The organism is Pseudomonas sp. BN606 (genome assembly GCF_029873115.1).
Classification (GTDB): Bacteria; Pseudomonadota; Gammaproteobacteria; order Pseudomonadales; family Pseudomonadaceae; genus Metapseudomonas.
The window spans coordinates 100,693-122,720 of the sequence record NZ_SSOF01000085.1 but is presented as its reverse complement, the minus strand read 5'-3'; the positions used below and the strand labels follow the sequence as shown (position 1 = coordinate 122,720).

Annotated in this window: 16 protein-coding genes; 6 read left to right on the top strand and 10 right to left on the bottom strand. The window is 63.1% G+C overall.

Annotated features, from left to right (window positions below):
- The first annotated feature begins 341 nt into the window (after window positions 1–341).
- The 6 genes from E8E75_RS27715 (at window position 342) to E8E75_RS27690 (ending at window position 7,169) form a co-directional block, all read left to right on the top strand.
- Window positions 342–1,301: a MoxR family ATPase gene (locus E8E75_RS27715; protein WP_120651717.1), complete on the top strand. Its 960-nt coding sequence runs from the start codon at window positions 342–344 to the stop codon at window positions 1,299–1,301.
- A gap of 122 nt (window positions 1,302–1,423) precedes the next feature.
- Window positions 1,424–2,302, top strand: coding sequence for a DUF58 domain-containing protein (locus E8E75_RS27710; protein ID WP_153921199.1), 879 nt, complete (start codon window positions 1,424–1,426; stop codon window positions 2,300–2,302).
- Complete coding sequence (locus E8E75_RS27705) at window positions 2,299–2,790, top strand: DUF4381 domain-containing protein (protein WP_120651718.1); 492 nt, start codon at window positions 2,299–2,301, stop codon at window positions 2,788–2,790. The genes E8E75_RS27710 and E8E75_RS27705 overlap by 4 nt, the downstream gene beginning before the upstream one ends.
- Window positions 2,783–3,802, top strand: a complete 1,020-nt coding sequence (locus tag E8E75_RS27700) for a VWA domain-containing protein (RefSeq protein WP_120651719.1) — start codon at window positions 2,783–2,785, stop codon at window positions 3,800–3,802. The genes E8E75_RS27705 and E8E75_RS27700 overlap by 8 nt, the downstream gene beginning before the upstream one ends.
- On the top strand, window positions 3,799–5,520 hold the full coding sequence (locus E8E75_RS27695) for a VWA domain-containing protein (RefSeq protein WP_153921061.1): 1,722 nt from the start codon (window positions 3,799–3,801) through the stop codon (window positions 5,518–5,520). Before E8E75_RS27700 ends, E8E75_RS27695 begins: the two co-directional genes overlap by 4 nt.
- Window positions 5,520–7,169 (top strand): BatD family protein, encoded by a 1,650-nt coding sequence (locus E8E75_RS27690; protein ID WP_120651721.1) that lies wholly within the window; start codon window positions 5,520–5,522, stop codon window positions 7,167–7,169. Before E8E75_RS27695 ends, E8E75_RS27690 begins: the two co-directional genes overlap by 1 nt.
- Before the next feature lie 383 nt (window positions 7,170–7,552).
- On the opposite strand, the gene E8E75_RS27685 is transcribed toward E8E75_RS27690, so the two are convergent.
- From E8E75_RS27685 to E8E75_RS27640, 10 genes are all read right to left on the bottom strand, one after another.
- Window positions 7,553–9,928, bottom strand: a complete 2,376-nt coding sequence (locus E8E75_RS27685) for an RND family transporter (protein WP_120651722.1) — start codon at window positions 9,926–9,928, stop codon at window positions 7,553–7,555.
- Between the two features lie 18 nt (window positions 9,929–9,946).
- On the bottom strand, window positions 9,947–11,020 hold the full coding sequence (locus E8E75_RS27680) for a YCF48-related protein (protein WP_120655230.1): 1,074 nt from the start codon (window positions 11,018–11,020) through the stop codon (window positions 9,947–9,949).
- Window positions 11,021–11,396: 376 nt separating this feature from the next.
- Window positions 11,397–12,764, bottom strand: a complete 1,368-nt coding sequence (locus E8E75_RS27675; protein ID WP_120651723.1) for a DUF1329 domain-containing protein — start codon at window positions 12,762–12,764, stop codon at window positions 11,397–11,399.
- A gap of 63 nt (window positions 12,765–12,827) precedes the next feature.
- Entirely contained in the window at window positions 12,828–14,864 is a 2,037-nt protein-coding gene (locus tag E8E75_RS27670; RefSeq protein WP_120651724.1) for a DUF1302 domain-containing protein, read from the bottom strand.
- Between the two features lie 520 nt (window positions 14,865–15,384).
- A complete protein-coding gene (pepN, locus tag E8E75_RS27665; protein ID WP_153921059.1) occupies window positions 15,385–18,042 on the bottom strand; it encodes an aminopeptidase N in 2,658 nt (885 codons plus the stop codon).
- A 105-nt stretch (window positions 18,043–18,147) separates the two neighbouring features.
- On the bottom strand, window positions 18,148–18,978 hold the full coding sequence (locus E8E75_RS27660; protein WP_178083602.1) for a DUF2797 domain-containing protein: 831 nt from the start codon (window positions 18,976–18,978) through the stop codon (window positions 18,148–18,150).
- On the bottom strand, window positions 18,978–19,238 hold the full coding sequence (locus E8E75_RS27655; RefSeq protein WP_120651726.1) for a DUF1315 family protein: 261 nt from the start codon (window positions 19,236–19,238) through the stop codon (window positions 18,978–18,980). The genes E8E75_RS27660 and E8E75_RS27655 overlap by 1 nt, the downstream gene beginning before the upstream one ends.
- A gap of 36 nt (window positions 19,239–19,274) precedes the next feature.
- Window positions 19,275–20,141, bottom strand: a complete 867-nt coding sequence (locus tag E8E75_RS27650) for a rhomboid family intramembrane serine protease (protein WP_120651727.1) — start codon at window positions 20,139–20,141, stop codon at window positions 19,275–19,277.
- On the bottom strand, window positions 20,128–21,111 hold the full coding sequence (locus tag E8E75_RS27645) for a metallophosphoesterase (RefSeq protein ID WP_120651728.1): 984 nt from the start codon (window positions 21,109–21,111) through the stop codon (window positions 20,128–20,130). Before E8E75_RS27645 ends, E8E75_RS27650 begins: the two co-directional genes overlap by 14 nt.
- Entirely contained in the window at window positions 21,111–21,998 is an 888-nt protein-coding gene (locus tag E8E75_RS27640; protein ID WP_044875010.1) for an NAD(+) kinase, read from the bottom strand. Before E8E75_RS27640 ends, E8E75_RS27645 begins: the two co-directional genes overlap by 1 nt.
- Window positions 21,999–22,028: the final 30 nt, after the last annotated feature.

Sequence of the window (22,028 nt, the reverse complement as noted above, 5' to 3'; positions counted from 1 at the left end):
CACAGGTCGATCCGGGCAGTGCGACCCTGCTCCGGGCAAGCGCCGGGAAACAACTGCGACCCGGCGGTCACCATTGCCGCGAAAGCTTAACGAGGGAGCAATGCAGCGCGCTTACGGTGCTGCGACATATTCGTTCAATCAGCGTCCGCCTATACCAATGTACAAGTGCCCATCCAGAGGCACTGGAGCGAACCAGCGAAGAGACCAAATATCCGGCCCTGTCACGGAACCAACGCCTGAATTCAGGCTCTTCTAGGCCGCCTCCCCTGGTCTGGATTAAAGTTATGCATCAACACCGGAGGGCTTACAGCTCTCTTTTCCCCAGCTCAACGAGTCCATCGATGGAACACCGTGAAGCGCTAGTCACCCTTCGAAACTTCCTTTCCACGCAAATCCTCGGTCAGGAAAAACTCATCGATCGCCTGCTGGTCGCTTTGCTTGCCGACGGCCACCTGCTGGTGGAAGGCGCGCCCGGCCTGGCCAAGACCAAGGCCATCAAGGATCTGGCCGACGGCGTGGAAGCAGAGTTCCATCGCATCCAGTTCACCCCGGACCTGTTGCCGGCTGACATCACCGGCACCGAGATCTACCGCCCTGAGAACGGAAGTTTCGTCTTCCAGCAGGGGCCGATCTTCCACAACCTGGTGCTGGCGGACGAGATCAACCGTGCACCGGCCAAGGTGCAGTCGGCCCTACTGGAAGCCATGGCCGAACGCCAGGTATCCATCGGCCGCTCCACCTACGCCCTGCCTCCGCTGTTCCTGGTTATGGCAACCCAGAACCCGATCGAGCAGGAAGGTACCTATCCCCTCCCTGAAGCCCAGCTTGACCGTTTCCTGATGCACGTACGGATCGGCTTCCCGGACGCGTCGGTGGAACGCAAGATTCTCCAGCAGGCCCGCGGCGAGGCGCTGCATGGCGAGACGCGTGCCGAACACCAGGTCAGCCAGCAGGCGATCTTCGCCGCGCGCAAGGAAATCCTCGGGCTCTACATGGCCGACGCGGTGGAGGAATACCTGGTGCACCTGGTCATGGCCACCCGCACCCCAGCCAAATTCGACAGCGAGCTTGCCGAGTGGCTGGCCTGGGGCGCGAGCCCACGAGGCTCCATCGCACTGGACCGCTGCGCCCGCGCCCATGCCTGGATGGCAGGCCGCGACTTCGTCAGCCCGGAGGACATCCAAGCGGTGCTCTTCGACGTGTTGAGGCATCGCCTGATTCTCTCTTTCGAAGCAGAAGCTGCCGGTATCGACCAGGACCGGGTGATCCAGCGCATCCTGGATGTGGTAGCGGTGGCCTGATGCGCCTGAAAGCGGCGGCCTGGAGATTCCGGATCAGGAAGCGCCGTCCGGCGACTGCTGGCTTCGCCCCACCGGCTGCCAGCGCGGAAGGCGTGCACGTAGACCTGGCCGAACTGATCGACATGCGCCATCGGGTCCGGGAAGTGCAGCTGTTCTCCAGCCCCGCCCGGCGCAGTCCACTGATCGGCCTGCACCACTCCAAGCTGCGTGGCCGTGGCGTAGACTTCGACCAGGTGCGCATCTACCAGGCAGGCGACGACGTTCGCACCATCGACTGGCGCGTCACCGCACGCACCCAGGAACCCCACACCAAGTTGTTCCACGAAGAGCGCGAACGGCCAGTGTTCATCATGGTCGAGCAAAGCCAGCGGCTGTTCTTCGGCACCGGGCTGGTGTTCAAGTCGGTGCTCGCCGCGCAGGCCGCCAGCCTCATCGGCTGGGCCGCCCTGGCCCACAACGACCGGGTCGGAGGCCTGGTGTTCAGTGACCAGGACCACCACGAAATCAAACCTCGGCGCAGCAAGCAGAGCCTCCTGCAATTGCTGAACCGCCTGGCCCGTGCCAACCAGGCCCTCGGCAGTCCGGGCGGTGCCCAGCGCGAAGGTTTCAGCCTGGCCCTGCGCCGCGCCCGCGAGGTACTGCGCCCGGGCAGCCTGGTGGTGATTCTCTGCGACGAGCGCACCCTTTCCGATACCGCCGAGCAGCAGATCAGTCTCCTCGCTCGTCACACCGACCTGATCCTGATGCCGGTTTCCGATCCGCTGGACCATGCGCTGCCGGCTGCCGGCCTGCTGCGTTTCGCCGAACACGGTGCACAGCTGGAACTGGACACCCACGCCAGCGACCTGCGCCAGGCCTATCGCGAGATGGGTGAGGCCCGAGTGGCACGCTGGGAGCGCCTCGCCCAGCGACTCGGCGTTCTGCTGCTGCCGCTGTCCACCCAGGAAGGCATGATCGATCAACTGCGCGACTACTTGCAGCACCGAGGCGGCAAGCAATGAACCCACTGGACGGACTGGAACCCCTTATCGAGCCAACGCCCATTCCCTGGTGGCCGCCGGCACCCGGCTGGTGGTGCCTGCCGCCCTTGCTCGCGCTGCTGGCATGGGCTATCTGGCGCTGGTGGCGACTCCGGACACGCCCAGCCGCGGAAGAAGCCGAACAACCCCTGGACCCTCTGCGCCAGGCCGCCCTGGATGAACTGGCGCGCCTGCCAAAACCCTACGACGGCGCACCTGCCGGCCCCTGGCTGCAGGAACTCAACGGTCTGCTCAAACGTCTGTGCCGCATGCACTACCCCGGAGACCAGAGCCACACCCTCAGCGGTCGCGCCTGGCTGGCCTATCTCGACAACCGCTGCCCGGCCGCTGGCCTGACACGCTGGATGCTGTTGGTCGAAGGCGCCTATCGCCCGCAGTGCAAACTGGACGACAAGGCCATCGCCGGCCTCTACCAGTCCGTCGAGACCTGGATCCGCAAGCATGTTTGAGTTCGCCTGGCCCTGGATCTTTCTCCTCGCCCCGCTGCCCTGGGTGCTGCGCCTGCTACTGCCGCCGGCAGACAGCGGTGAAGCGGCGCTCAAGGTGAGCTTCCTCGCCGACCTCGAAGGCCTGGTGGGCCGGCGCGCCCGCGCCAACCTGCCGGCCTGGCGTCAACAGGCGCCCTTCGCCCTGCTCTGGCTGTTGCTGCTCTGCGCCGCCGCTCGCCCGGAGTGGGTCGGCGAGCCGCAACCATTGCCCACCAGCGGACGCGACCTGCTACTGGCGGTGGATGTGTCCGGGTCCATGGATTACGCCGACATGCAATGGGAAGAGGAAGAAGTCAGCCGACTCACCCTGGTGAAACACCTGATGGGCGAGTTCATCGACGGCCGCCGCGGCGATCGCATCGGCCTAATCCTGTTCGGCAGCCAGGCGTACCTGCAGGCGCCCCTGACGTTCGACCGACAAACCGTGCACACCTGGCTGGACGAGGCCCTGATCGGCATCGCTGGCAAGAACACTGCCGTCGGCGACGCCATTGGCCTGGCGGTTAAACGCCTGCGCCAGCGGCCAGCTGACAGCCGCGTGCTGGTGCTGATCACCGATGGCGCCAACACCGGTGGCGAGATTGACCCGCTGACGGCCGCGCGCCTGGCTGCCGAAGAGAAGGTGAAGATCTACACCATCGGCATCGGCGCCGATCCGGAGCAAAGTGATGTACTGGGAATCCTCGGCCTCAATCCAAGCATGGATCTGGACGAGCCGACCCTGACCGCGATCGCCGAACAGACTGGCGGTCAGTATTTCCGCGCACGCAATAGCAAGGAACTGGAAGAAATCGAAGTAAGCCTGGATCGCCTGGAGCCGGTGACCCAGCGAGCCAGCCAGGCTCGTCCGGCATTTTCCCTGTATAGCTGGCCCCTGGCCGGGGCCTTGCTGCTGAGCGTCTTACTGGTCTGCCGAGTACTCTGGCCCCACGCCCTGCAGCAGCGACCCCAATGGCTACGGAGGCGCCCATGATGGAGCTCTGGCCCCACTGGCTGCGCCCTATATGGCTGCTTCTGCTACCGCTGCTGGGCTGGCTGCTCTGGCAGCTCTGGCACCGCGAGCGGCGCAGCGGCCGCTGGGAACAACTGCTGCCACGTGCCTTCCAGCCCTGGCTACTGAGCGGCGGCAGCCAACGCAATAACCGCCTGCCCTGGCTTGCCCTTGGTCTGGCCTGGCTGCTGTGCCTGCTGGCCCTTCTCGGTCCCACCTGGCAACAGATGGAGCAGAGCACGCAGAAGCGCGCCGACCCACTGGTGGTAATGCTGGAACTGACGCCGTCCATGCTCGCCAGCGACATCGCGCCGAGCCGTCTGGAGCAGGCGAAACGCAAGCTGCGTGACCTGCTGGACGCGCGCCGCGACGCGCAGACGGCGATCGTCGTCTATGCCGGCAGTGCCCACAGCCTGGTTCCGCTCTCCGACGACCTGATGACCAGCCTCAACCTGATCGACTCCCTGAAGCCCTCGATCATGCCGCAGCAGGGGCACCGTGCCGACCTTGCCGTCGCCAAGGCCCTGACGCTGCTGGAACAGGGCGCACAGGGCCAGGGACGCCTTCTGCTGATTACCAGCGGACTCGACGACGAGGAGCAGGCTGGTATCCGCAAGGCCCTCGGATCCCGCGCAGAGCGCCTGGTCATTCTGGGTATCGGCACGGCAGCCGGCGCCCCCATCGCTCAGGAGGGAGGCGGCTTCCTAAAGGATGATCAGGGCGCCATCCTTCTGCCCAAGCTCGACGGTTCCCAACTGCGCCGTTTCGCCGCAAACCTGGGCGGCCGCTACGCTGAGGTCCGACTTGATGAAGGTGATCTGCGTAGCCTGGAACTGCTCGATGGCCCCAGTAGCCTGCGCGAGAGCGGCGAGATCGCCCGCCTTGCGGCCTGGGCTGATCAGGGCCACTGGTTGCTGCTGCCGCTGCTGCTCATCGCTGCCTGCGCGGGCCGCCGTGGCTGGCTGTTCTGCCTTCCATTGCTGCTGGTGCTTCCCCGCCCAAGCCTCGCCATGGATTTCGAAGACCTCTGGCTGCGTCCGGACCAACAAGGCCAACGTCTGCTGGAAGCCCAGCAACCAGCCGAGGCGGCCAGGCGCTTCAGCGATCCACGCTGGCAGGGTATTGCCCTCTATCAGGCTGGCGACTACACCGAGGCCGCAACACGATTCGCCCAGGGCGATACGGCGGCCGACCACTACAACCGCGGCAATGCCCTGGCCCAAGCCGGCGAACTTGAAGCGGCGGTAGATGCCTACGATTCGGCCTTGCAACGCCAGCCGGACCTGGCGGCAGCAACAAAGAACAAGACGCTGGTGGAAGACCTGCTGCGTCAGCGCGAGGCCGAGAGCAGAGCTGGCGACCAGGAAGCGCAGAACAGTGAAAAGCAGCAGACTGGCCAGGGCCGCGAGGCAAATGCTGCGAAACAACAGGAGGGCGAACAAAGTGCCGAGCAGAACGCCCAGCAGCAGGCTGGCGGTGAAACCCAACCAGGTGGGTCGACGCGGCCGGGCCAGGGCGGCACCGCCGAACAGGCGCTCTCCCAGAACACCACACAAAGCCAATCCGCCAGCAACGAGCCTTTGGGCGACGAACGTCGCCAGGCCCTCGAACAATGGCTTCGGCAGATTCCGGACGACCCGGCCGAGCTGCTGCGCCGCAAGTTCTGGTACGAACAGCAACAGCGCCAGGAAGAACAGTGATGACGCGCCTGCTATGCACCCTACTTCTCAGCCTGATGGCGCTGACGGCCCTGGCCGCCGGCTTCACCGCCACCGTCGATCGCACGCGGTTGAGCGAAGGTGAAACCGTCGAGCTGACCCTTGAGTCTTCCGACCCGACCCTGTTCGGCAAACCGGACCTGACGCCCCTGAACGACACCTTCGAAGTTCTCGCCACCCGTCAGATCAACCAGCTCGGCACCTTCAACGGCAAGAACGACCGCGCCACCCGTTGGATCATCACCCTGCAGCCGAAGCAGACCGGCTTCGTCACCATCCCGGCTTTGAAGCTGGGCGATGTTCACAGTGCCCCGATCACCCTGCACGTGCAAAAAGCCGAGAAAAGCGAGAAATCCGGCAGCAGCAATCTGGCCCCGGTCTTCATCGACGCCAGCCTCGACCAGGAAAGTGTCTATGTACAGGCGCAGGCCATCCTCACCCTGCGCATCTACCATTCGGTGTCCCTCTACGATGACAGCAGCCTCAGCCCGCTGCAGATGAACGACGCCCGTGTCGAGCAGCTGGGTGATCCGCGCACATATGAGAAGGAGATCAACGGCGTTCGCCATGGTGTGATCGAAGTGCGCTACGCCGTCTTTCCGCAGAAGAGCGGTGTTCTGAACATTCCCCCGCAGGTGTTCAGCGCGACCTTGGTCGATCCGGGCAGCGATACCGGCTACCAACCCTTTGGCCCGCGCCCCGGCAAGCTGACGCGGGTGAACTCGCCGCGCATACCCCTCACCGTCATGCCCAAGCCCTCCGAGTATCCTGCCGACGCACCCTGGCTGCCGGCACGCAATCTGACCCTGACCGAATCCTGGAGCCCCGATCCGACCAGCGCGCAGACCGGTGATTCGCTGACTCGCAGCCTGCTACTCAATGTAGAGGGCCTCTCCAGCGCCCAGATCCCGCCATTGCCGGCGACACAGGCCCAAGGCTTGCGCCGCTATCCCGACCAGCCGCAGATGGGCAACAAGATCGACGACCGCGGAATCATCGGTAGCCGCGAAGAGCGCGAAGCGCTGGTGCCCACCACCAGCGGCCGCCTGGACCTGCCGGCAGTGACCGTGACCTGGTGGAATACCCGCGACAACCGCCTGGAGCGCAGCGAAATTCCTGCACGCACCCTGGAGGTCGCCAGCAATCCCGAACTCGAAACAGCGCCTGCGCTATCGGTTGGGACGCAGGTCGGCAATGCGATCGGCCAGGCGCTCGTCTGGCCCTGGCAGCTCGCCTGCGCGCTGCTCGCCTGCACTACCCTTCTGGGCTTTGGCCTGTGGTGGCGCGCGCGTCGCCAACCAGCAATCCTGCCCACGATCCAGGCCGGTCCCAGCCCACGCACCCTGCTGGACGAACTGCGCCGCGCCTGCCAATCCAACGATCCCCACGCGACACGCCAGGCCCTGGACAACTGGGCCCGCCAGCAGCCGGAAACCCTCGCTGACATGGCCGCCCGCTTCGTACCGTTGTCCGATGCCATGGACGGACTCAACGGCGCGCTCTACAGCGAAGCCGGCCTGCACTGGCAGGGCGAAGACCTCTGGAAAGCCATTCGCGCCCTGCCTGCCGCCCAGCTGGAACAACTGGCCACTGGCGAACCGAGCCAACTGCCGCCGCTGTATCCGCGCTGACGCCTGGAGCCTCGCGCTTACCTTGTTGGGACGAATTCGTTCCGTAGGTTGGTACGAGCCCGCGAGGCCCAACGTGGGGACTCGACCGCGATCGTTGGGCTTCGCCGCGCTCTGCCGCAACCTACGGATTGCCTAGACCCCCTCTGCAGCCTCGAACTTCCCTTGTAGGGGCGAACTCACTCGCCACCCAGGTAGGGTGCGCCGCGTGCACCAGCGATCAGACCGGCGCGAGAGCTGAATCCGCAATCGGTGCGCATGGTGCACCCTACGACGGCAGCTCTGCGCATACCCTGTGCGAGCGCACTCATTCGCCGACTCGTTACGTTCGAAAGCCCAATAAAAAACCGCGGCCAGGGCCGCGGTTTTTTATTCAACGATCAGGCTCAGTGGGCCAGCAGCGAACCACCGACCTTGCCCGCCAGCTTCTCGGGCTTGATCAGGAAGCGCGCCAGGGCCGGCAGCAGCCACAGGGCACCGAACATGTTCCAGAGGAGCATGAAGGTAAGCATCAGACCCATGTCAGCCTGGAACTTGATGGCCGAGAAGATCCAGGTGGCGACACCGATGGCCAGGCAAAGGCCCGTGAAGAGCACGGCCTTGCCGGTGGACTTCAGGGTCTCGTAGTAGGCCTCCTGCAGCGGCAGGCCAGCACGCAGGAAGCTTTCCAGGCGGCTGTAGATATAGATGCCGTAGTCGACGCCGATACCCACGCCCAGCGCGATCACCGGCAGGGTTGCCACTTTCACGCCAATACCCAGCCAGGCCATCAACGCGTTGCCCAGCACTGAGGTGAGGATCAGCGGCAGTACGATGCACAGGGTGGCAGCGATGGAGCGGAAGGTGATCAGGCACATCACGGCAACGCAGATGTACACCAGGATCAGGATGGTCAGTTCGGCCTGGGCGATCACCTCGTTGGTGGCTGCTTCGATACCGGCGTTACCGGCGGCGAGGAGGAACTGCAGACCATCCTTGTTGTGATCCTTGGCGAACTCTTCCACGGTCTTCACGGCACGGGAGAGCGTCTCGGCCTTGTGGTCGTTGAGGAACACCAGTACCGGGGCCAGCGAGCAATCGGAGTTGTACAGGCCTTCGGCGCGGCTGATGGAGTTGTTCAGCACGTCCTGGTTGCGGGAAAGGGTTTCCCACTTCAGGTTGCCTTCGTTCATCCCTTTGATCACCTGCTTGGAGACGGTGACCATGGAGATGGCGGACTGCACGCCCGGAGTGTTCTCCATCTTCCACATCAACTCGTCCACCGGCGCCAGGGTTTCATGGGTGGAGCAGCCTTCCGGGCCGGTCTTGACCATGACTACCAGTACGTCAGAGCTGGTGGAGTAGTTGTTGATGATGAAGTTGTTGTCCTGGTTGTAGCGCGAATCCGGACGCAGCTCCGGCGCACCCTGGTCGAGGTCGCCAATCTTCAGGTTCTGGCCGTACCACAGGCCGCCGCCGAAGGCGATCAAAGCGATGACCACGGAAATCGGAGCCACCACCGGATGGGCGAAGTTGGACAGCAGGCGCCAGAACGGATGGTCGCGCACCGCGTCCTTCTTGCTGCGCTCGATGGCCTTCTTGCTGATGCCGACGTAGGAGATCGCAACCGGCAACAGGATCAGGTTAGTGAAGACGATCACCGCAACACCGATGGAAGCGCCGATGGCCAACTCGCGGATCACGCCGATGTCGATGATCAGCAGGGTGATGAAGCCCACTGCGTCAGCGAGGATGGCGATCATGCCCGGCAGGAACAGCTGGCGGAACGTGCGCCGCGCGGCGGTCAGGGCGTTGTCGGCGTCACTGGATTGCAGGGCGATACCGTTGATCTTCTGCACGCCGTGGGAAATACCGATGGCGAAGATCAGGAAGGGCACAAGCATCGAGTACGGGTCGAGACCAAAGCCCACGGTGTGCATCAGACCCAGCTGCCAGATCACCGCCACCAGCGTGGTGGAAAGTACGGCGATGGTGCTGCGGATACACCAGGTGAACCAGTAGAGCAGCACCAGGGTGATGAAGAAGGCGATGCCGAAGAACATCACCACCATGATCAGGCCGTCGATCAGGTCACCCACCTTCTTGGCGAAGCCCACTACGTGGACCTTCACATTGGGGTTCTGGGCCTGGTACTTGTCACGGATCTTTTCTTCCAGCTCATGGGAGAACTGGCGGTAGTCGAGTTTCATCAGCTTGCCCTGGTCGTTCGGGTCCGGATAGGACTCGAGCAGCGGCACATCGACGATGCTGGACTTGAAGTTGTTGGCCACCAGACGGCCAATCTGGCCGGACTTGAGCACGTTGTTGCGCAGCTCTTCCAGGCTGGCCGGCGAGCCGTCGTAGGTCTGCGGAATGACTTCGCCACCGGCGAAGCCTTCTTCGGTCACTTCGGTCCAGCGAACGCTCGGGCTCCACAGGGACTTCAGACCGGAACGGTCCACGCCGGAGATGTAGAAGACCTCGTCATGGATCTGACGCAGGGTTTCCATGTACTCCTTGGTGAAGATGTCGCCGTCGACCGCTTCCACCGAGATACGCACGGTGTTACCCAGGTTGGCCAGGTCATTGCGGTGTTCCAGCATCTTCTGGATGTACGGATGATGCAGCGGGATCATCTTCTCGAAGCTGGTGGAGGGCCGTACGTGCATGGCCTGCCAGAAGAGGAAGATGCTGACCAGCAGGCAGATGATGATCACCGCCGGCCGGTTGTTGAAGATCAGGCGCTCCAGAAAGGTCGCCTTGTCCTGGTGATGGGTACTCATCGAAATTCTCCGCCTTTCTTATAGTTGGCCCAGCTCGGCGCCGGTCGGCGACGCTACGCGTACACCGCCCTGTCCCACCAGGATCAGGTTGCCTTTCTCGTCGGCGATGACACTGGCCAGCGACATGCGATCGCTGCGGTTCACCACGGCGAAGCTGCGGCCATTGTCGGTGCTCTTCAGCACGCTGCCGCCATGACCGACCACCACCAGGCTACCGTCAGGCAGCAGTGCGCCACCGGACAGACCGAACTCCAGTTCGCCGTTGCCGGCTTTCAGCGGCACGGTTTCCCAGGTGCTGCCGAAGTCCGCAGAACGGAACAGGTGGCCACGCAGGCCGTAGGCGATCACCACGCCCGGCTCGGAAGTGCCGAGTGCACCGAACAGCGAGCCCTCGTACGGGCCTTCGAGGCGTTCCCAGGTCTCACCCCAGTCGGCGGAGCGGAACATGCTGCCCGCCTCCCCTACCACGAACAGGCCGGAGTCTTTCACCGCGGTGATGGCGTTGAGGTGGTACTGGTCTTCGTTATCCAGGCGGTCGCTGACGTCTTCCCAGTTCTTGCCGCCGTCACGGGTGGTCAGCAGGGCGCCATAGGAGCCCACTGCAAAGCCGGTGCTGGCGTCCTTGAACCAGACATCCAGCAGAGGCGCTTCGCGTTGCAGGTCTTCGAACTGAAGGGTCCAGGTTGCGCCACCGTCCACACTGGCGAGGATCTGCGCGTCGTGGCCAACGGCCCAGCCTTGCTTGTCGTCGACGAAATAGACAGCGGTAAGCATCTGGCGGGTAGGCACCTTGGCCTGGGTCCAGGACTTGCCGTTGTCGTCGGAATAGAGAATGTGGCCGCGGTCGCCAACGGCAACCAGGCGCTTGCCGGCATGGGCGACGTCGAGCAGCAGGCTGCTCACGGCTTTGGGCGATTCGATGGAGAGGACCGGCGCATCAGCGGCCAGCGCGGATGCGGTGATGGGCGCAGCGGCTACAGCAAGGACGGAGAGCACACTGAACAGCGAGAGCGCTTTGGCCAGCGGCGAATGAAAGCGGAACGTCGGCTTGTGGAGATTTTCCACTGCAAGGCCTGACGGGGTGCGCCGCATGACGGGCTCACTCATACACCTTTCCCCTTTTTGTTATAGGTGGATGCTGCCCAGGGCAGGCAGCGCACTAATCCTAGCCAGCTTTGGAAAGCCTGCACAATCGGCGGGACGTTATGTTTTGTTAAGCGCAGGTGCCGCTGTGTAACCGAGGCGCGAACTGCTCTGGCGCGGCGATCATTGACGGAACATCGAATCGACGCAGCGCTGGCAGAACCGTCCGTTTGCAATTGGTTGGCAATGCCCAGGCGGACACCTCCCGGCGACCTGCGCCTGAGGCAATGGGCAATTCTGATGCAGGCTTATCGCCTGCAAAATCGCCGACGAGAATGAAAAAGGCCGCTACAAGTAGCGGCCTTCTTCCTGGAGCTCTAAGCGATCAACGAGTACCACGGCGACGCAGGGCGGATGGCTTGAAGTAGCCATCGTCCGGAGTGGCCTGGGTGAAGTCGATGGTGGTCGGCTCTTCGTTGTCCAGGTTCTGCACGTGGTAACGACGGGCCTGCAGGTCGTGGAACACGTCGAGTGCGGACCAGGTGGTCGGCAGATCGTAGTAGTTCTTCAGGTAGGCAACCGATACGCGCCACAGCTCGCCACGGCCGTCGTACTGGTCAACCACCGCGGCTTGCCAGCTGTCCTCGTCGAGGAACAGGGTGCGCTTGGAGTAGATGTGGCGGGCGCCCGCCTTCAGGGTGCCTTCCACGACCCACACGCGGTGCAGTTCGTTGCGGGTAAGGGCCGGATTCAGGTGGCCGGGCTGCAGCAGGTCCTTGTACTTAACCTCAGGGCTGGAAACCTTGTAGTTGTTGTACGGGATGTAGATTTCCTTCTTGCCTACCAGCTTCCAGTCGTATCGGTCCGGAGCCCCGTTGAACATGTCGGTGTCGTCGGCGGTGCGCAGGCCGTCGGCAGCAGCGATCGGGGTGTCGTAGGCAAGGTTCGGTGCGCGGCGCACGCGACGCTGGCCGGCGTTGTAGCCCCAGGCCTGACGCGGCTCCTTCACCTGGTCGAGGGTTTCGTGGACCAGCGTGGCACCACCAGCCAGGCGAGCCGGGCTCTTGGTGAAGGACAGGTAGTAGAACAGGATGTTGTTCAGGTCGGCGTAAGTACCTTGCGGGTTGTAGTACTTGAACCGGGCTTCCTGCTGCGAGGTCACCAGGGAGTAGTCGCCATTACGCTGCACGGCCACTTCCGAAGCGCGGCGCACGATGTAGGAGCCGCGATAACGGGTGATGTGGTTCCACAGGGCCTCGACGCCATTCTGCGGGATCGGGAACGGGATGCCGCCATAGGCATCGGAGAAGCCATTGCCGCCGTCCAGCAGCTTGGCGGTGGTGGCGTTCTTGACGGTGTTGTCATACACCCACTGTGGCGCAGAACCGGAGCGGCGGGTCTGGTACACCGGCATCTGGAAGCTGTTCGGGTAGGCATTGAACAGGGCGATCTGACCGGGTGTCAGGTTGGCCTTGTACTGGTCCAGGTTCGCCTTGGTGATGGTGAACAGCGGTTTGTCTTCCGGGAACGGATCCGGGTGGTGCTGGCCGGACTTGTAGCCAGCCGGAGCCTGGGTAATACCACCGGTCCAGGCCGGGATGGTGCCGGCAGCGTTGCCGGCCTTCTCGGCACCGAAGGGGGTCAGGCTGGCGCCGAGCTTGGTGGCGTCCTGGGCCGAAACCGAGGCCAGGGCGCTGCTGGCGGAGAGCGCCAGGGCAACCGCGGCGCTAATCAGCGAAAGCTTTTTCAGCATGTGGGTTCTCCGTGATGAGTCTGTATCGGGCGCCCCGGGGCGCCCGTATTGTTCTTGTTGGGATTAGAACGAGTACTTGACGTTGACGCCGATGTTGTCGCGGTCACGTACCGAGTTGTTCTGGCCGCCGCCGTAGAACTCGGTGTACTGGAGTTCGGCTTCCAGGCTGTTCAGGTAGGTCGCTTTGACGCCCAGGGTGTAGGCCTTGCGACCTTCGATGAAGCTGCCGGTCTGGTAGGAGTTGCCCTCGAAGTCGTCCTTGTAGACGACGTAGGGGGAGATGTTCACGCCGGCGTAGACGTCGTTCCAGGTACCGGATACCAGCAGGGTGTAGCCGTAGGCGTTCTTATTGACCTGATCGTCACGCTCGCCGCCGGACACGTAGGAGTTGTTGCCGCGGCCGGAGTAGTAACGCTTCTGGCCGTTGAACGCGGTGTATTGCAGGTCGCTGCCGCGCAGGTGCTCGGAAGCCAGCTCCGCCACGCCGATCAGGGAGTCGAAGGACAACGACGGGCCGAAGTTGTAGATGGTGCCCAGGGAGGTGTTGAAGGCCTCTACGCGCTCGGAGTTGTGGATCGAATCACCCAGCTGCACGTCCTGGCCGCCGATGTTGACGGTACGTCCGGACGCCAGTTGCGGCGCCTGGAGCAGCAGATCACCCAGCAGGTCGTTGGTGGTGGCGATACCAATCGGCAGGTTCGGGCGGTAGGCCAACTCACCGAAGACCGAAGCGTCGCCCACGGTGGTGTTGAAGCTGAAGCCGTACATGCGGATGTCTTCGGCGTATTCACGCTGTGCTTGCACGGCGTTCGCCACATCCATGGTCGCCAGGCCGCCGGCTGCGGTAGTAGCGGCGGTAGTCAGCGCGTTGGAGTAAGCACGCGCCAGGGCCGGGTTGAGGGCCGGGTTGGCCAGCACTGCGCGCAATTGAGCGACCGAGATACCCGCCTGGGCTGCAACTGCCTGCTGAACCTGCGGAGCGATCGCGGTAGAAGCAGCGCCAGCGATCTGGGCAAGGTTCAGGCCCGCGTAATCACCCAGGTTGGCCGCGATGGTCGGCTCTTTGGCGTGATAGTTGACAAAGTAGAAGCCGAACTCGGTGGAGTTCAGTTCTTCAGCGATATAGCGGAGAGCCACGCCGAATTGACCGTCGTTCTTGGCGTTGATGTCCGGGCCGATCGAGGCCACCTTGATCACGCCATTGGCGTCCACGTTACGGCCGCCTTGAAGACCACCGATACCCGCAGCGCTCAGGCCGCTGTAGAGGGGAGCGAGCGGTTGCAGGGCACGCTGGGTGGAGTACGCGGTATTGCCGCCATCAGCGAACAGGTCGGTCTCGGAGTAGAAGGTGCCTACCGGGTCAATGGCCGACTCTTTCCAGTTCCACTGGTAGAAGGTTTCCATCGACAGGTTTTCAGTCAGGCCGACGTTGAAGCTCAGGGCCTCCACCGGCACCAGCACTTCCTTCAGTTCGGAGCCCGGCAGACGGAACTTGGCCGCGTCCACCGGGTTGGTGGTGTTCACGCCGCCGCGGTAGAAGATGCCCTCACCCCAGTTGAATACCTGCTTGCCAACACGGCCGGTGACCGGCATGTCGGCCACGTCCCAGTTGCCATAGAGGTAGGCGTCGAGAATCTGCGCGTCACGGCCGGCCTTGTGACGGGTTTCGTAAGTGAAGCTGTCGTCCTTCGGGAAGTTCTGGCTCGGCTGGACCGGGTTGTTGTTGTCCAGGTAGTCGTTGCGCTTGTCCATGATCTGGGTGTCATAGAAAGCGGTGCCACGCACGAACATGCCGTAGTTCTTGTAGGTCGCTTCCAGGTCGGAAGTGATCTTGTAGACCTCGGAGACCAGGCCGGTATCGAAGTTGCGGTTACCGTCGTTGGTGTTGATGTCGTTGTTGGTCTTGTCCTGGCCCTGTACGCGCCACAGCTGGCCGTAGGAAACAGTGGTATCCAGGGAACCGGAAATTTCGTCGTTGGCGAAGCTGAACTCCACCGCCTGGGCCTGGGCGGCTACCAGGAGCGGCAGGATACCGGCGAAGGCGAAACCTGCCTTGGCCGGTGCGAAACGCAACGTGGGCTTGCGGGACTTGAGCTCCATCGAGTCTTACTCCGTGGACTGATCACTTTGTTATTGGCAGCCCGTCATGCGGGCTTGTTTGTCCAGCCGCTTGGCGGCTTTGTTTGGCTTCGGCAGGAAATCCCCAGCGCAGAGCGCACCCCGCTTCGATTGCACCGAAACGGGGCCAAATCGTCAGCGGCGTTGCAACCATGGTGCCAATTCGCAATTGAGCGTCAGAAAAGTTCCACGAGTCTCGCGACAAATTTCAGTCAAACAAGTGACTGATCATCCACTGATCAAATTTGAATTTTCTGTCCGATCTTGTCGGACGATCTGGCTCGATTTGTCACTCAAGATCACACTTGAAGGGCATGTACGTTCATACCAAAAGCTGTCTGGTCAAGCCATTTATGGGCTTTTAAGACTGCTTGCGCATAACAGCGGCCCGATTCATTTCCTTGAGTAACAAAAAAGTGTTACCGGAGCTAACCGGTAACACTTCTTGAGGAAGAGACTTCAGAGGGATGACAGCCCGCTTTCGCAGGCTGTCAGCGGAGCGTCAGGCGAGGCTCTTGCTAACCACTTCGAAGACATCGCTGGACAGTTCGCCAGAGGCGAGGATGCGCTCCAGCTCGGCCTTCATCAGCTGCTGGCGAGCGGCGTCGTACTTGCGCCAGCGGGTGAGCGGCGCCAGCTGGCGGGAAGCGATCTGCGGGTTGAGGGCGTTCAGCGTGATCACATGGTCAGCGAGGAAACGGTAGCCGGCACCATCGGCCCGGTGGAAGTTCACCAGGTTCTGGTTGGCGAAGGCGCCGATCAGGGCACGCACCTTGTTCGGGTTCTTCAGGGTGAAGGCCGGGTGCTCCATCAACGCCTTGACCCGTTCCAGGCCACCTGGAAGACCACAGCCGGCTTGCACACTGAACCACTGGTCCATCACCAGCGGATCATCCTTGAAGTATTCGGCGAAGCGTTCGAGCGCCTCTGCCTTCTCTTTTTCGAAGCCCGAGTTGACCAGCACGGCCAGGGCCGACAGGCGCTCGGTCATGTTGTCGCAATCGCTGAACTGCTCCTGGCAGGCCTCCAGCACTTCCGCCTTGCCGCTCTGCATCAAGTAGGAAAGCGCAATGTTCTGCAGGGTGCGACGGGCGATATGCGCCGCCTCGGCCACGTAGCCGGTTTCGCGGGACAGCGCGCGATTGGCCTGGAAGCGGGCCAGCAGCGGTTGGAACAAGGCTCCGCCGATGGACTGGCGCGCGAACTCTCGAGCGGCGTGAATGGCATCCACATCAGCCACTTCGCTGATCTCGGTGAGATAGGCCTCGCTCGGGAGGGAAAGCATTTCTGCAACCATCGCCTGATCGAGCGACTCATCCTCAAGCAGGGTGCGGAAGGCAGTTATCAGGCGCGGATCCAGTACCAGCTTGTCGCCGCGCTGATGCTGGCCGATCAGCTCCTGCAGCACCTGCACCGAGAGTTGCTGGCCGGCTTCCCAACGGTTGAATCCGTCGGAGTCGTGCTGCATGAGGAACATCAACTGGTCGCGGCTGTAGGGAAAGCTGAGCTTCACCGGCGCGGAGAAGCCTCGCAGCAGCGAAGGCAGTGGGCGCTCGGGAACGTCGACGAAGGTAAAGGTCTGCTCCGCCTCGCCCAGGGCCAGCACGCGGCTGCACCCTTGGGCCGCGTCTTCTCCCTGCAGGCGCAGAGGCAGCTCGCGGCCCTGGCCGTCCAGCAGCCCCAGCTCCACGGGAATGACGAAGGGTTGCTTATCCTTCTGCCCCGGGGTGGCCGGGCAGCTCTGACGGAAGGTCAGGCTGTAGGTCTTCGTGGCGGCATCGTAGCGGTCTTCCACCTGCAGGCGCGGCGTACCGGACTGGCTATACCAGCGCTTGAACTGGGAAAGGTCGACACCGTTGGCATCTTCCATCGCCTTGACGAAATCGTCGCAGGTCACTGCCTGGCCGTCATGGCGCTCGAAGTACAAGTCGGTGCCCTTGCGGAAGCCTTCGGCCCCCAGGAGGGTATGGATCATGCGTACCACTTCCGAACCCTTCTCGTAGACGGTCAGGGTGTAGAAGTTGGAGATTTCGATGAAGGAGTCCGGGCGCACCGGGTGGGCCATCGGGCCGGCATCTTCGGCGAACTGATTGGTACGCAGGAACGCAACGTCCTCGATGCGCTTGACGGTGCGCGAGTTCATATCGGCGGAGAACTCGGCGTCACGGAACACGGTGAAGCCTTCTTTCAGCGACAGCTGAAACCAGTCGCGGCAGGTCACGCGATTGCCCGACCAGTTGTGGAAGTACTCGTGGGCCACTACGGCCTCGACACGCTGGTGGGCTGCATCGGTGGCGGTTTCCGCCTTGGCCAGCACGCAGCTGGAGTTGAAGATGTTGAGCCCCTTGTTCTCCATGGCGCCCATGTTGAAGTCGTTAACCGCAACGATCATGAAGATGTCCAGATCGTATTCGCGGCCATACACCTCTTCGTCCCAGCGCATGGACTTCTTCAGGCTGTCCATGGCGTGCTGCACCTTGTCGATGTTCTCCGGCTCGACATAGATGCGCAGGGTCACGTCGCGCTTGCTCATGGTGTTGAAGACGTCTTCCACGCACCAGAGGTCGCCCGCCACCAGAGCGAACAGATAAGCCGGTTTCTTGAACGGGTCTTCCCAGGTCGACCAGTGACGACCGCCCTCCTCCGCCCCACTGGCCACCGGGTTACCGTTGGACAGCAGCACCGGATAGCGGTGCTGCTCGGCGCTCACGGTGGTGGTGAACTTGCTCATCACGTCCGGGCGGTCGAGGTAGTAGGTGATCTTGCGGAAGCCTTCGGCCTCGCACTGGGTGCAGAACATCTTGCCGGACTTGTACAGGCCTTCCAGCGCCGTATTGGTTTCCGGGTGAATGCGCACGGTGCTATCGAGGGTGAAGCTCGTTGTCACGGGCTGAAGGGTCAGATGGCTGTCATCCACCTGGTAATCGGCGGCGCCCAGCTCGCGGTCGTCCATGGAAAGCGACAGCAGCTCCAGTTGCTGGCCGTCCAGCACCAGCGGCGGCAGACCTGAGCCGGATTCGGGGTTGCGGCGCATCACCAGCTGGGCGTGAACCAGGGTGTGATCCTCGTACAGCTCGAAGGTCAGGTTGGTCTCGTCGATCAGGTAGTCGGGCGCCTGATAGTCCTTGAGGTAGATGACTTTCGGTTGCTCGGTGCGCATGGTCGTCTCTTCGCGTGCGGGGCGGCCCCGAAACCCTGGGCCGCGCATGATGAAAGGGTCAAGGTCGGAGTATGGACTATTCCCCCTCCGACCTCATGGCGGGAGCTATGCGGCGCTTATGGCCAATTGGTAGGCCGTGTACTTGCGCAGATTGATCACGCCGGTATCGAGGATCAGGTACTGGCCCTTGATGCCCCGCAGCGTACCTTCCACCACCGGCGTCTTGTCCAGATCGAAGCTGACGACCTTGGTCGGGTAGGCATCCACGGGATAGCTGATCTCGATGGGCAGGATATCCCTGACTGGCTGGATGGCCTGCAAGCCGAAGCGGTCCTGCAAGGCGCGAATACCATCGGCAAGCTGGTCGAGCAGCTCATCGCGAATAGCCGGCAAGTCCAGCGAAGGTGCCTCGCCCTTGAGCATCGCCCGCCAGTTGGTGCGGTCGGCCACCTTGCTGCGCAGCAGGTCCTCGACGAAGCCCGACTGCTGGCGGGTGGCCACGCGAACGATCGGTAGCGCCTGGCTGGCGCCCTGGTCGATCCAGCGGGTCGGCACCTGACCGGCGCGGGTGATGCCCACTTTGATGCCCGAGGAGTTGGCCAGATAGACCACGTGGTCGGTCATGCAGAAGCGTTCGCCCCACTCGGGCTCACGGCAGGTGCCCTCGTCGAAGTGGCACTTTTCCGGGCTGACGATGCAGCTGTCGCACTGCGCCAGCTTGGTGAAACAGGGGTAGCAGTAGCCCTGACTGAAGCTCTTCTTCGTCTTGCGTCCACAGTGGGTGCAGTGGATGGCGCCGAGGAACTCCAGGCGCAACTGCCTGCCGATCAGGGGATTCACCGCGATATCGGCTTCGCCAAGGCGGAAGCCGTATTGCACCGGGGCCTCAAGGCGCACCGACATCTTGCTGAGTGCGCCGCGTCCTAGTTCCAGCATCAGTGAACCGAATTCGACTTGAACAGGATGTTGGGGATGGGATCGGACTTGGAGCTGCACTCCTGCGGACCCATGTAGCCGGTACGTTCTTCTTCCGGCAGGTGCTTCAGCTCCCAGGCGATTACCGCCTGAAGCGACAGTTCTTTCTGTTCCTGGGTCAGCTTGCGGCCGTCCGGCCACTTGCCGATCTCCACGGCCAGCTTGAGGCTTTCGTAGACATCCTGGGTGATGTTGCTGATCAGATGGGCAAACGACGACATGGGCCACTCACGGGGAAATGGGACAGGCTGCGCATTCTACCGGCGCAGGCGAGCCAGGGCACCACCCATCAGTCCAGTGGCGCAACCGACGACGAGGCCGCCCACATGGGCGCCGTTGGCGATGGCTCCGAACCCCAGGGCAGTGATCAATCCGGACAAGCACACCAGCAGCCAGATCAGCATCATCGCCATCACGCCTGGCGGCAGCCGGTAAGCCGGACACGGCGCCAGGCGCTGGAACACCCAGCAATGCCCCAGCAGGCCGTAGAGCACACCGGACAGCCCACCGAACAGCGACGGGCCGCTGACGAGATATTGGGTGTAGTCCGACACCAGGCTGAAGCCCAATGTCAGCACCAGCAGCACCGGACCGCCCTGGCGCGCTTCGATGCGGCGCCCCAGCTCCCAGAACCACATGCCGTTCATGGCCAGGTGCAGAATGCCGAAGTGGATCAGCATCGGCGTCACCAGCCGCCACCACTGCCCTGCCGCCAGGCCCTCATCCAGGGACGAAAAATAGATGTAATCGCCCTGGACCTCGAAGTCCTGGAAGCTCAGCCAGCGAATGACCGAGAAGTTGTCACCCAGGTTGGTGAGCGCTGCGACCACCAGGGTGACCAGTAGCACCAGGCTGGTAATGGGGCTGGCCATGATCTGGGCGACGAAGCCCGCGCGGGGGGCATCCTGCGGCGTTTCATGCTGAAGCTGGAAGTGCGGGTCGCCGTCGGGAAAGCGCGCATAGAGCCCACGCACCTGTTCCGCCAGTTGCTGGCCCGGCACCCAGAGCACCTGCTCGCCGGATTCCTCGCTGACGCGATAAGGCACATTAAGGCGCTGCAACAAGGCAATGAAACCGGAAAGATCCACGGTCAGGGGCAATCGCAAGACTTCAATCGCGCTCATTGGGAGCCTCGGGGCGTTCCACTTCGACCCAGACGAACTTGTCCGGATCCAACCGGCTTTCCTGGTCGAGCCGATAGGCCACCAGCTTGCCGTACATCACCGCGCTGTAATCCAGACAGGCAAGGTTGCCGCGAATCGGCGCCGGCCGACCGCGCCGCCAGTAGTGGCCGACGAACAGCAAGGGCTCCTGGGGACCATAACTGAGCAGGCGCGACTTGTGCGCCTTGGACAGTGGTTGGCTGGCCACCTGTTCGGGCAGCGCGTCAGGCTGGAACACCACGTCACCATAGGTTTGCGGGTCTTCAGCCCAGAACTTGGTGCGGAACACCGAGCGGGTGAAGCCGTCGCTGCCGGTCAGGGTCATGCCACCGGGCAGCGGCAGGTCGGTGCCACGCAACAGGCGGTCGAATACGCGGCTGGCGAAACTGGCGGGGTCGGCCGCAGCCTTGATGAAGGCTTCGTTGACCCGCCCGTTCGGATGCATTTCGCGCAGGGCGGCGATCAGCTCGCTGTCCCAGCACGCATGGACCATGCGGAAGTGACCGCCGTCCAGGAACAGCGGCAGTTCGTAGAACCAGCCGAGGAAGTCCCGCCAGTCCGCCGGATGGCCTTCGAATTGCTCCAGGGTTTCCTTGATCAGCCGGGTATGACGCGGCGTGTGCTCACGGACAAAATGCCGACCGCTACCGGGCGACGCGGGGGTGCTCCAGCCGAGCGCGTTGTACTCATGGTTGCCCATGATGCACAGGGCCTGCCTGGCCTCCACCATGGCGTGGACGATGTGCAACGCTTCGCGGATGCGTGGGCCGCGGTCGATGATATCGCCGAGAAACAATGCCATTCGCTTCGGGTGCTGCCAGACATCGCCATGCTTGCGATAGCCCAGGCGGTCAAGCAGGCGCTCCAGGGTGTGGGCGCAACCATGGACGTCACCGATCAGATCGTAGCCACGGCCGGGATCGAGGCTCATCAGTCGCCTCCACCTAGTCGGCTGCCCCAGCCCAGCTTGGTCCGGCAGACCTCGTAGTAGTTGTGGTCCAGCGGGTGGATCAGGCGCAGTTTCTGCGGCTTCTTGGCGACGGTAATGGTGTCGCCGGGCGCGCAGGTGAAGTGGTTCTGGCCGTCGCAGGACACCAGCGGGTAGATCTGCAGGTTGGGCGAGACCACGATTTTAAGCTCGCTGGTGCTGTCCACCACGATGGGCCGGCTGGACAGGGTGTGCGGGTACATGGGCACCACGACTATGGCATCGAGTTTGGGATGCATGATTGGGCCGCCCGCGGATAGCGCATAGGCGGTGGAGCCGGTGGGCGTGGCGATGATCAGGCCGTCGGCCTTCTGGCTGCAGACGAACTGGCCGTCGATGTGAAGTTCGAACTCGATCATCCGCGTCGACTTGCCGGGGTGCAGCACGACATCGTTCAGCGCGTCGCCCTGGCCAATGGCCTCGCCGTGGCGGCGTACCTCGGCCTCAAGCAGGAAGCGCGTCTCGACGCTGTAGCGGCCGTCCAGCACCTCGGCCACCTTCACCTCGAGCTCGTCAGGGCGTATGTCGGTCAGGAAGCCCAGGCTGCCACGGTTGATCCCCAGTACCGGCACGTTGTGGCGCGCGAGGGCCCGTGCGGCGCCGAGCATGCTGCCGTCTCCGCCGACGACGATCACCAGGTCGCAGACCTCACCAAGGATTTTTCGTGAAGACGTCTGCAGGCCGTGGCCCGGCAGCACTTCGGCGATGGTGTCTTCGAGGATGACGTGGAGATGGCGGTCCAGCAGGAATTTTTTCAGCCGGCGAATGGTGTCGAGCACATGGGAACTGCCCAGGCGACCGATGATGCCGATATTGCGGAATTGCTCCATGGGGCTCCAGGGCGGCATTGGCGGGTGAGG

Bases quoted from the DNA above. Each gene is read 5' to 3' on its own strand.
- E8E75_RS27715 (WP_120651717.1), top strand. From the start codon at position 342: ATGGAACACCGTGAAGCGCTAGTCACCCTTCGAAACTTCCTTTCCACG.
- E8E75_RS27710 (WP_153921199.1), top strand. From the start codon at position 1,424: ATGCGCCATCGGGTCCGGGAAGTGCAGCTGTTCTCCAGCCCCGCCCGG.
- E8E75_RS27705 (WP_120651718.1), top strand. From the start codon at position 2,299: ATGAACCCACTGGACGGACTGGAACCCCTTATCGAGCCAACGCCCATT.
- E8E75_RS27700 (WP_120651719.1), top strand. From the start codon at position 2,783: ATGTTTGAGTTCGCCTGGCCCTGGATCTTTCTCCTCGCCCCGCTGCCC.
- E8E75_RS27695 (WP_153921061.1), top strand. From the start codon at position 3,799: ATGATGGAGCTCTGGCCCCACTGGCTGCGCCCTATATGGCTGCTTCTG.
- E8E75_RS27690 (WP_120651721.1), top strand. From the start codon at position 5,520: ATGACGCGCCTGCTATGCACCCTACTTCTCAGCCTGATGGCGCTGACG.
- E8E75_RS27685 (WP_120651722.1), bottom strand. From the start codon at position 9,928: ATGAGTACCCATCACCAGGACAAGGCGACCTTTCTGGAGCGCCTGATC.
- E8E75_RS27680 (WP_120655230.1), bottom strand. From the start codon at position 11,020: ATGCGGCGCACCCCGTCAGGCCTTGCAGTGGAAAATCTCCACAAGCCG.
- E8E75_RS27675 (WP_120651723.1), bottom strand. From the start codon at position 12,764: ATGCTGAAAAAGCTTTCGCTGATTAGCGCCGCGGTTGCCCTGGCGCTC.
- E8E75_RS27670 (WP_120651724.1), bottom strand. From the start codon at position 14,864: ATGGAGCTCAAGTCCCGCAAGCCCACGTTGCGTTTCGCACCGGCCAAG.
- pepN (WP_153921059.1), bottom strand. From the start codon at position 18,042: ATGCGCACCGAGCAACCGAAAGTCATCTACCTCAAGGACTATCAGGCG.
- E8E75_RS27660 (WP_178083602.1), bottom strand. From the start codon at position 18,978: ATGCTGGAACTAGGACGCGGCGCACTCAGCAAGATGTCGGTGCGCCTT.
- E8E75_RS27655 (WP_120651726.1), bottom strand. From the start codon at position 19,238: ATGTCGTCGTTTGCCCATCTGATCAGCAACATCACCCAGGATGTCTAC.
- E8E75_RS27650 (WP_120651727.1), bottom strand. From the start codon at position 20,141: ATGAGCGCGATTGAAGTCTTGCGATTGCCCCTGACCGTGGATCTTTCC.
- E8E75_RS27645 (WP_120651728.1), bottom strand. From the start codon at position 21,111: ATGAGCCTCGATCCCGGCCGTGGCTACGATCTGATCGGTGACGTCCAT.
- E8E75_RS27640 (WP_044875010.1), bottom strand. From the start codon at position 21,998: ATGGAGCAATTCCGCAATATCGGCATCATCGGTCGCCTGGGCAGTTCC.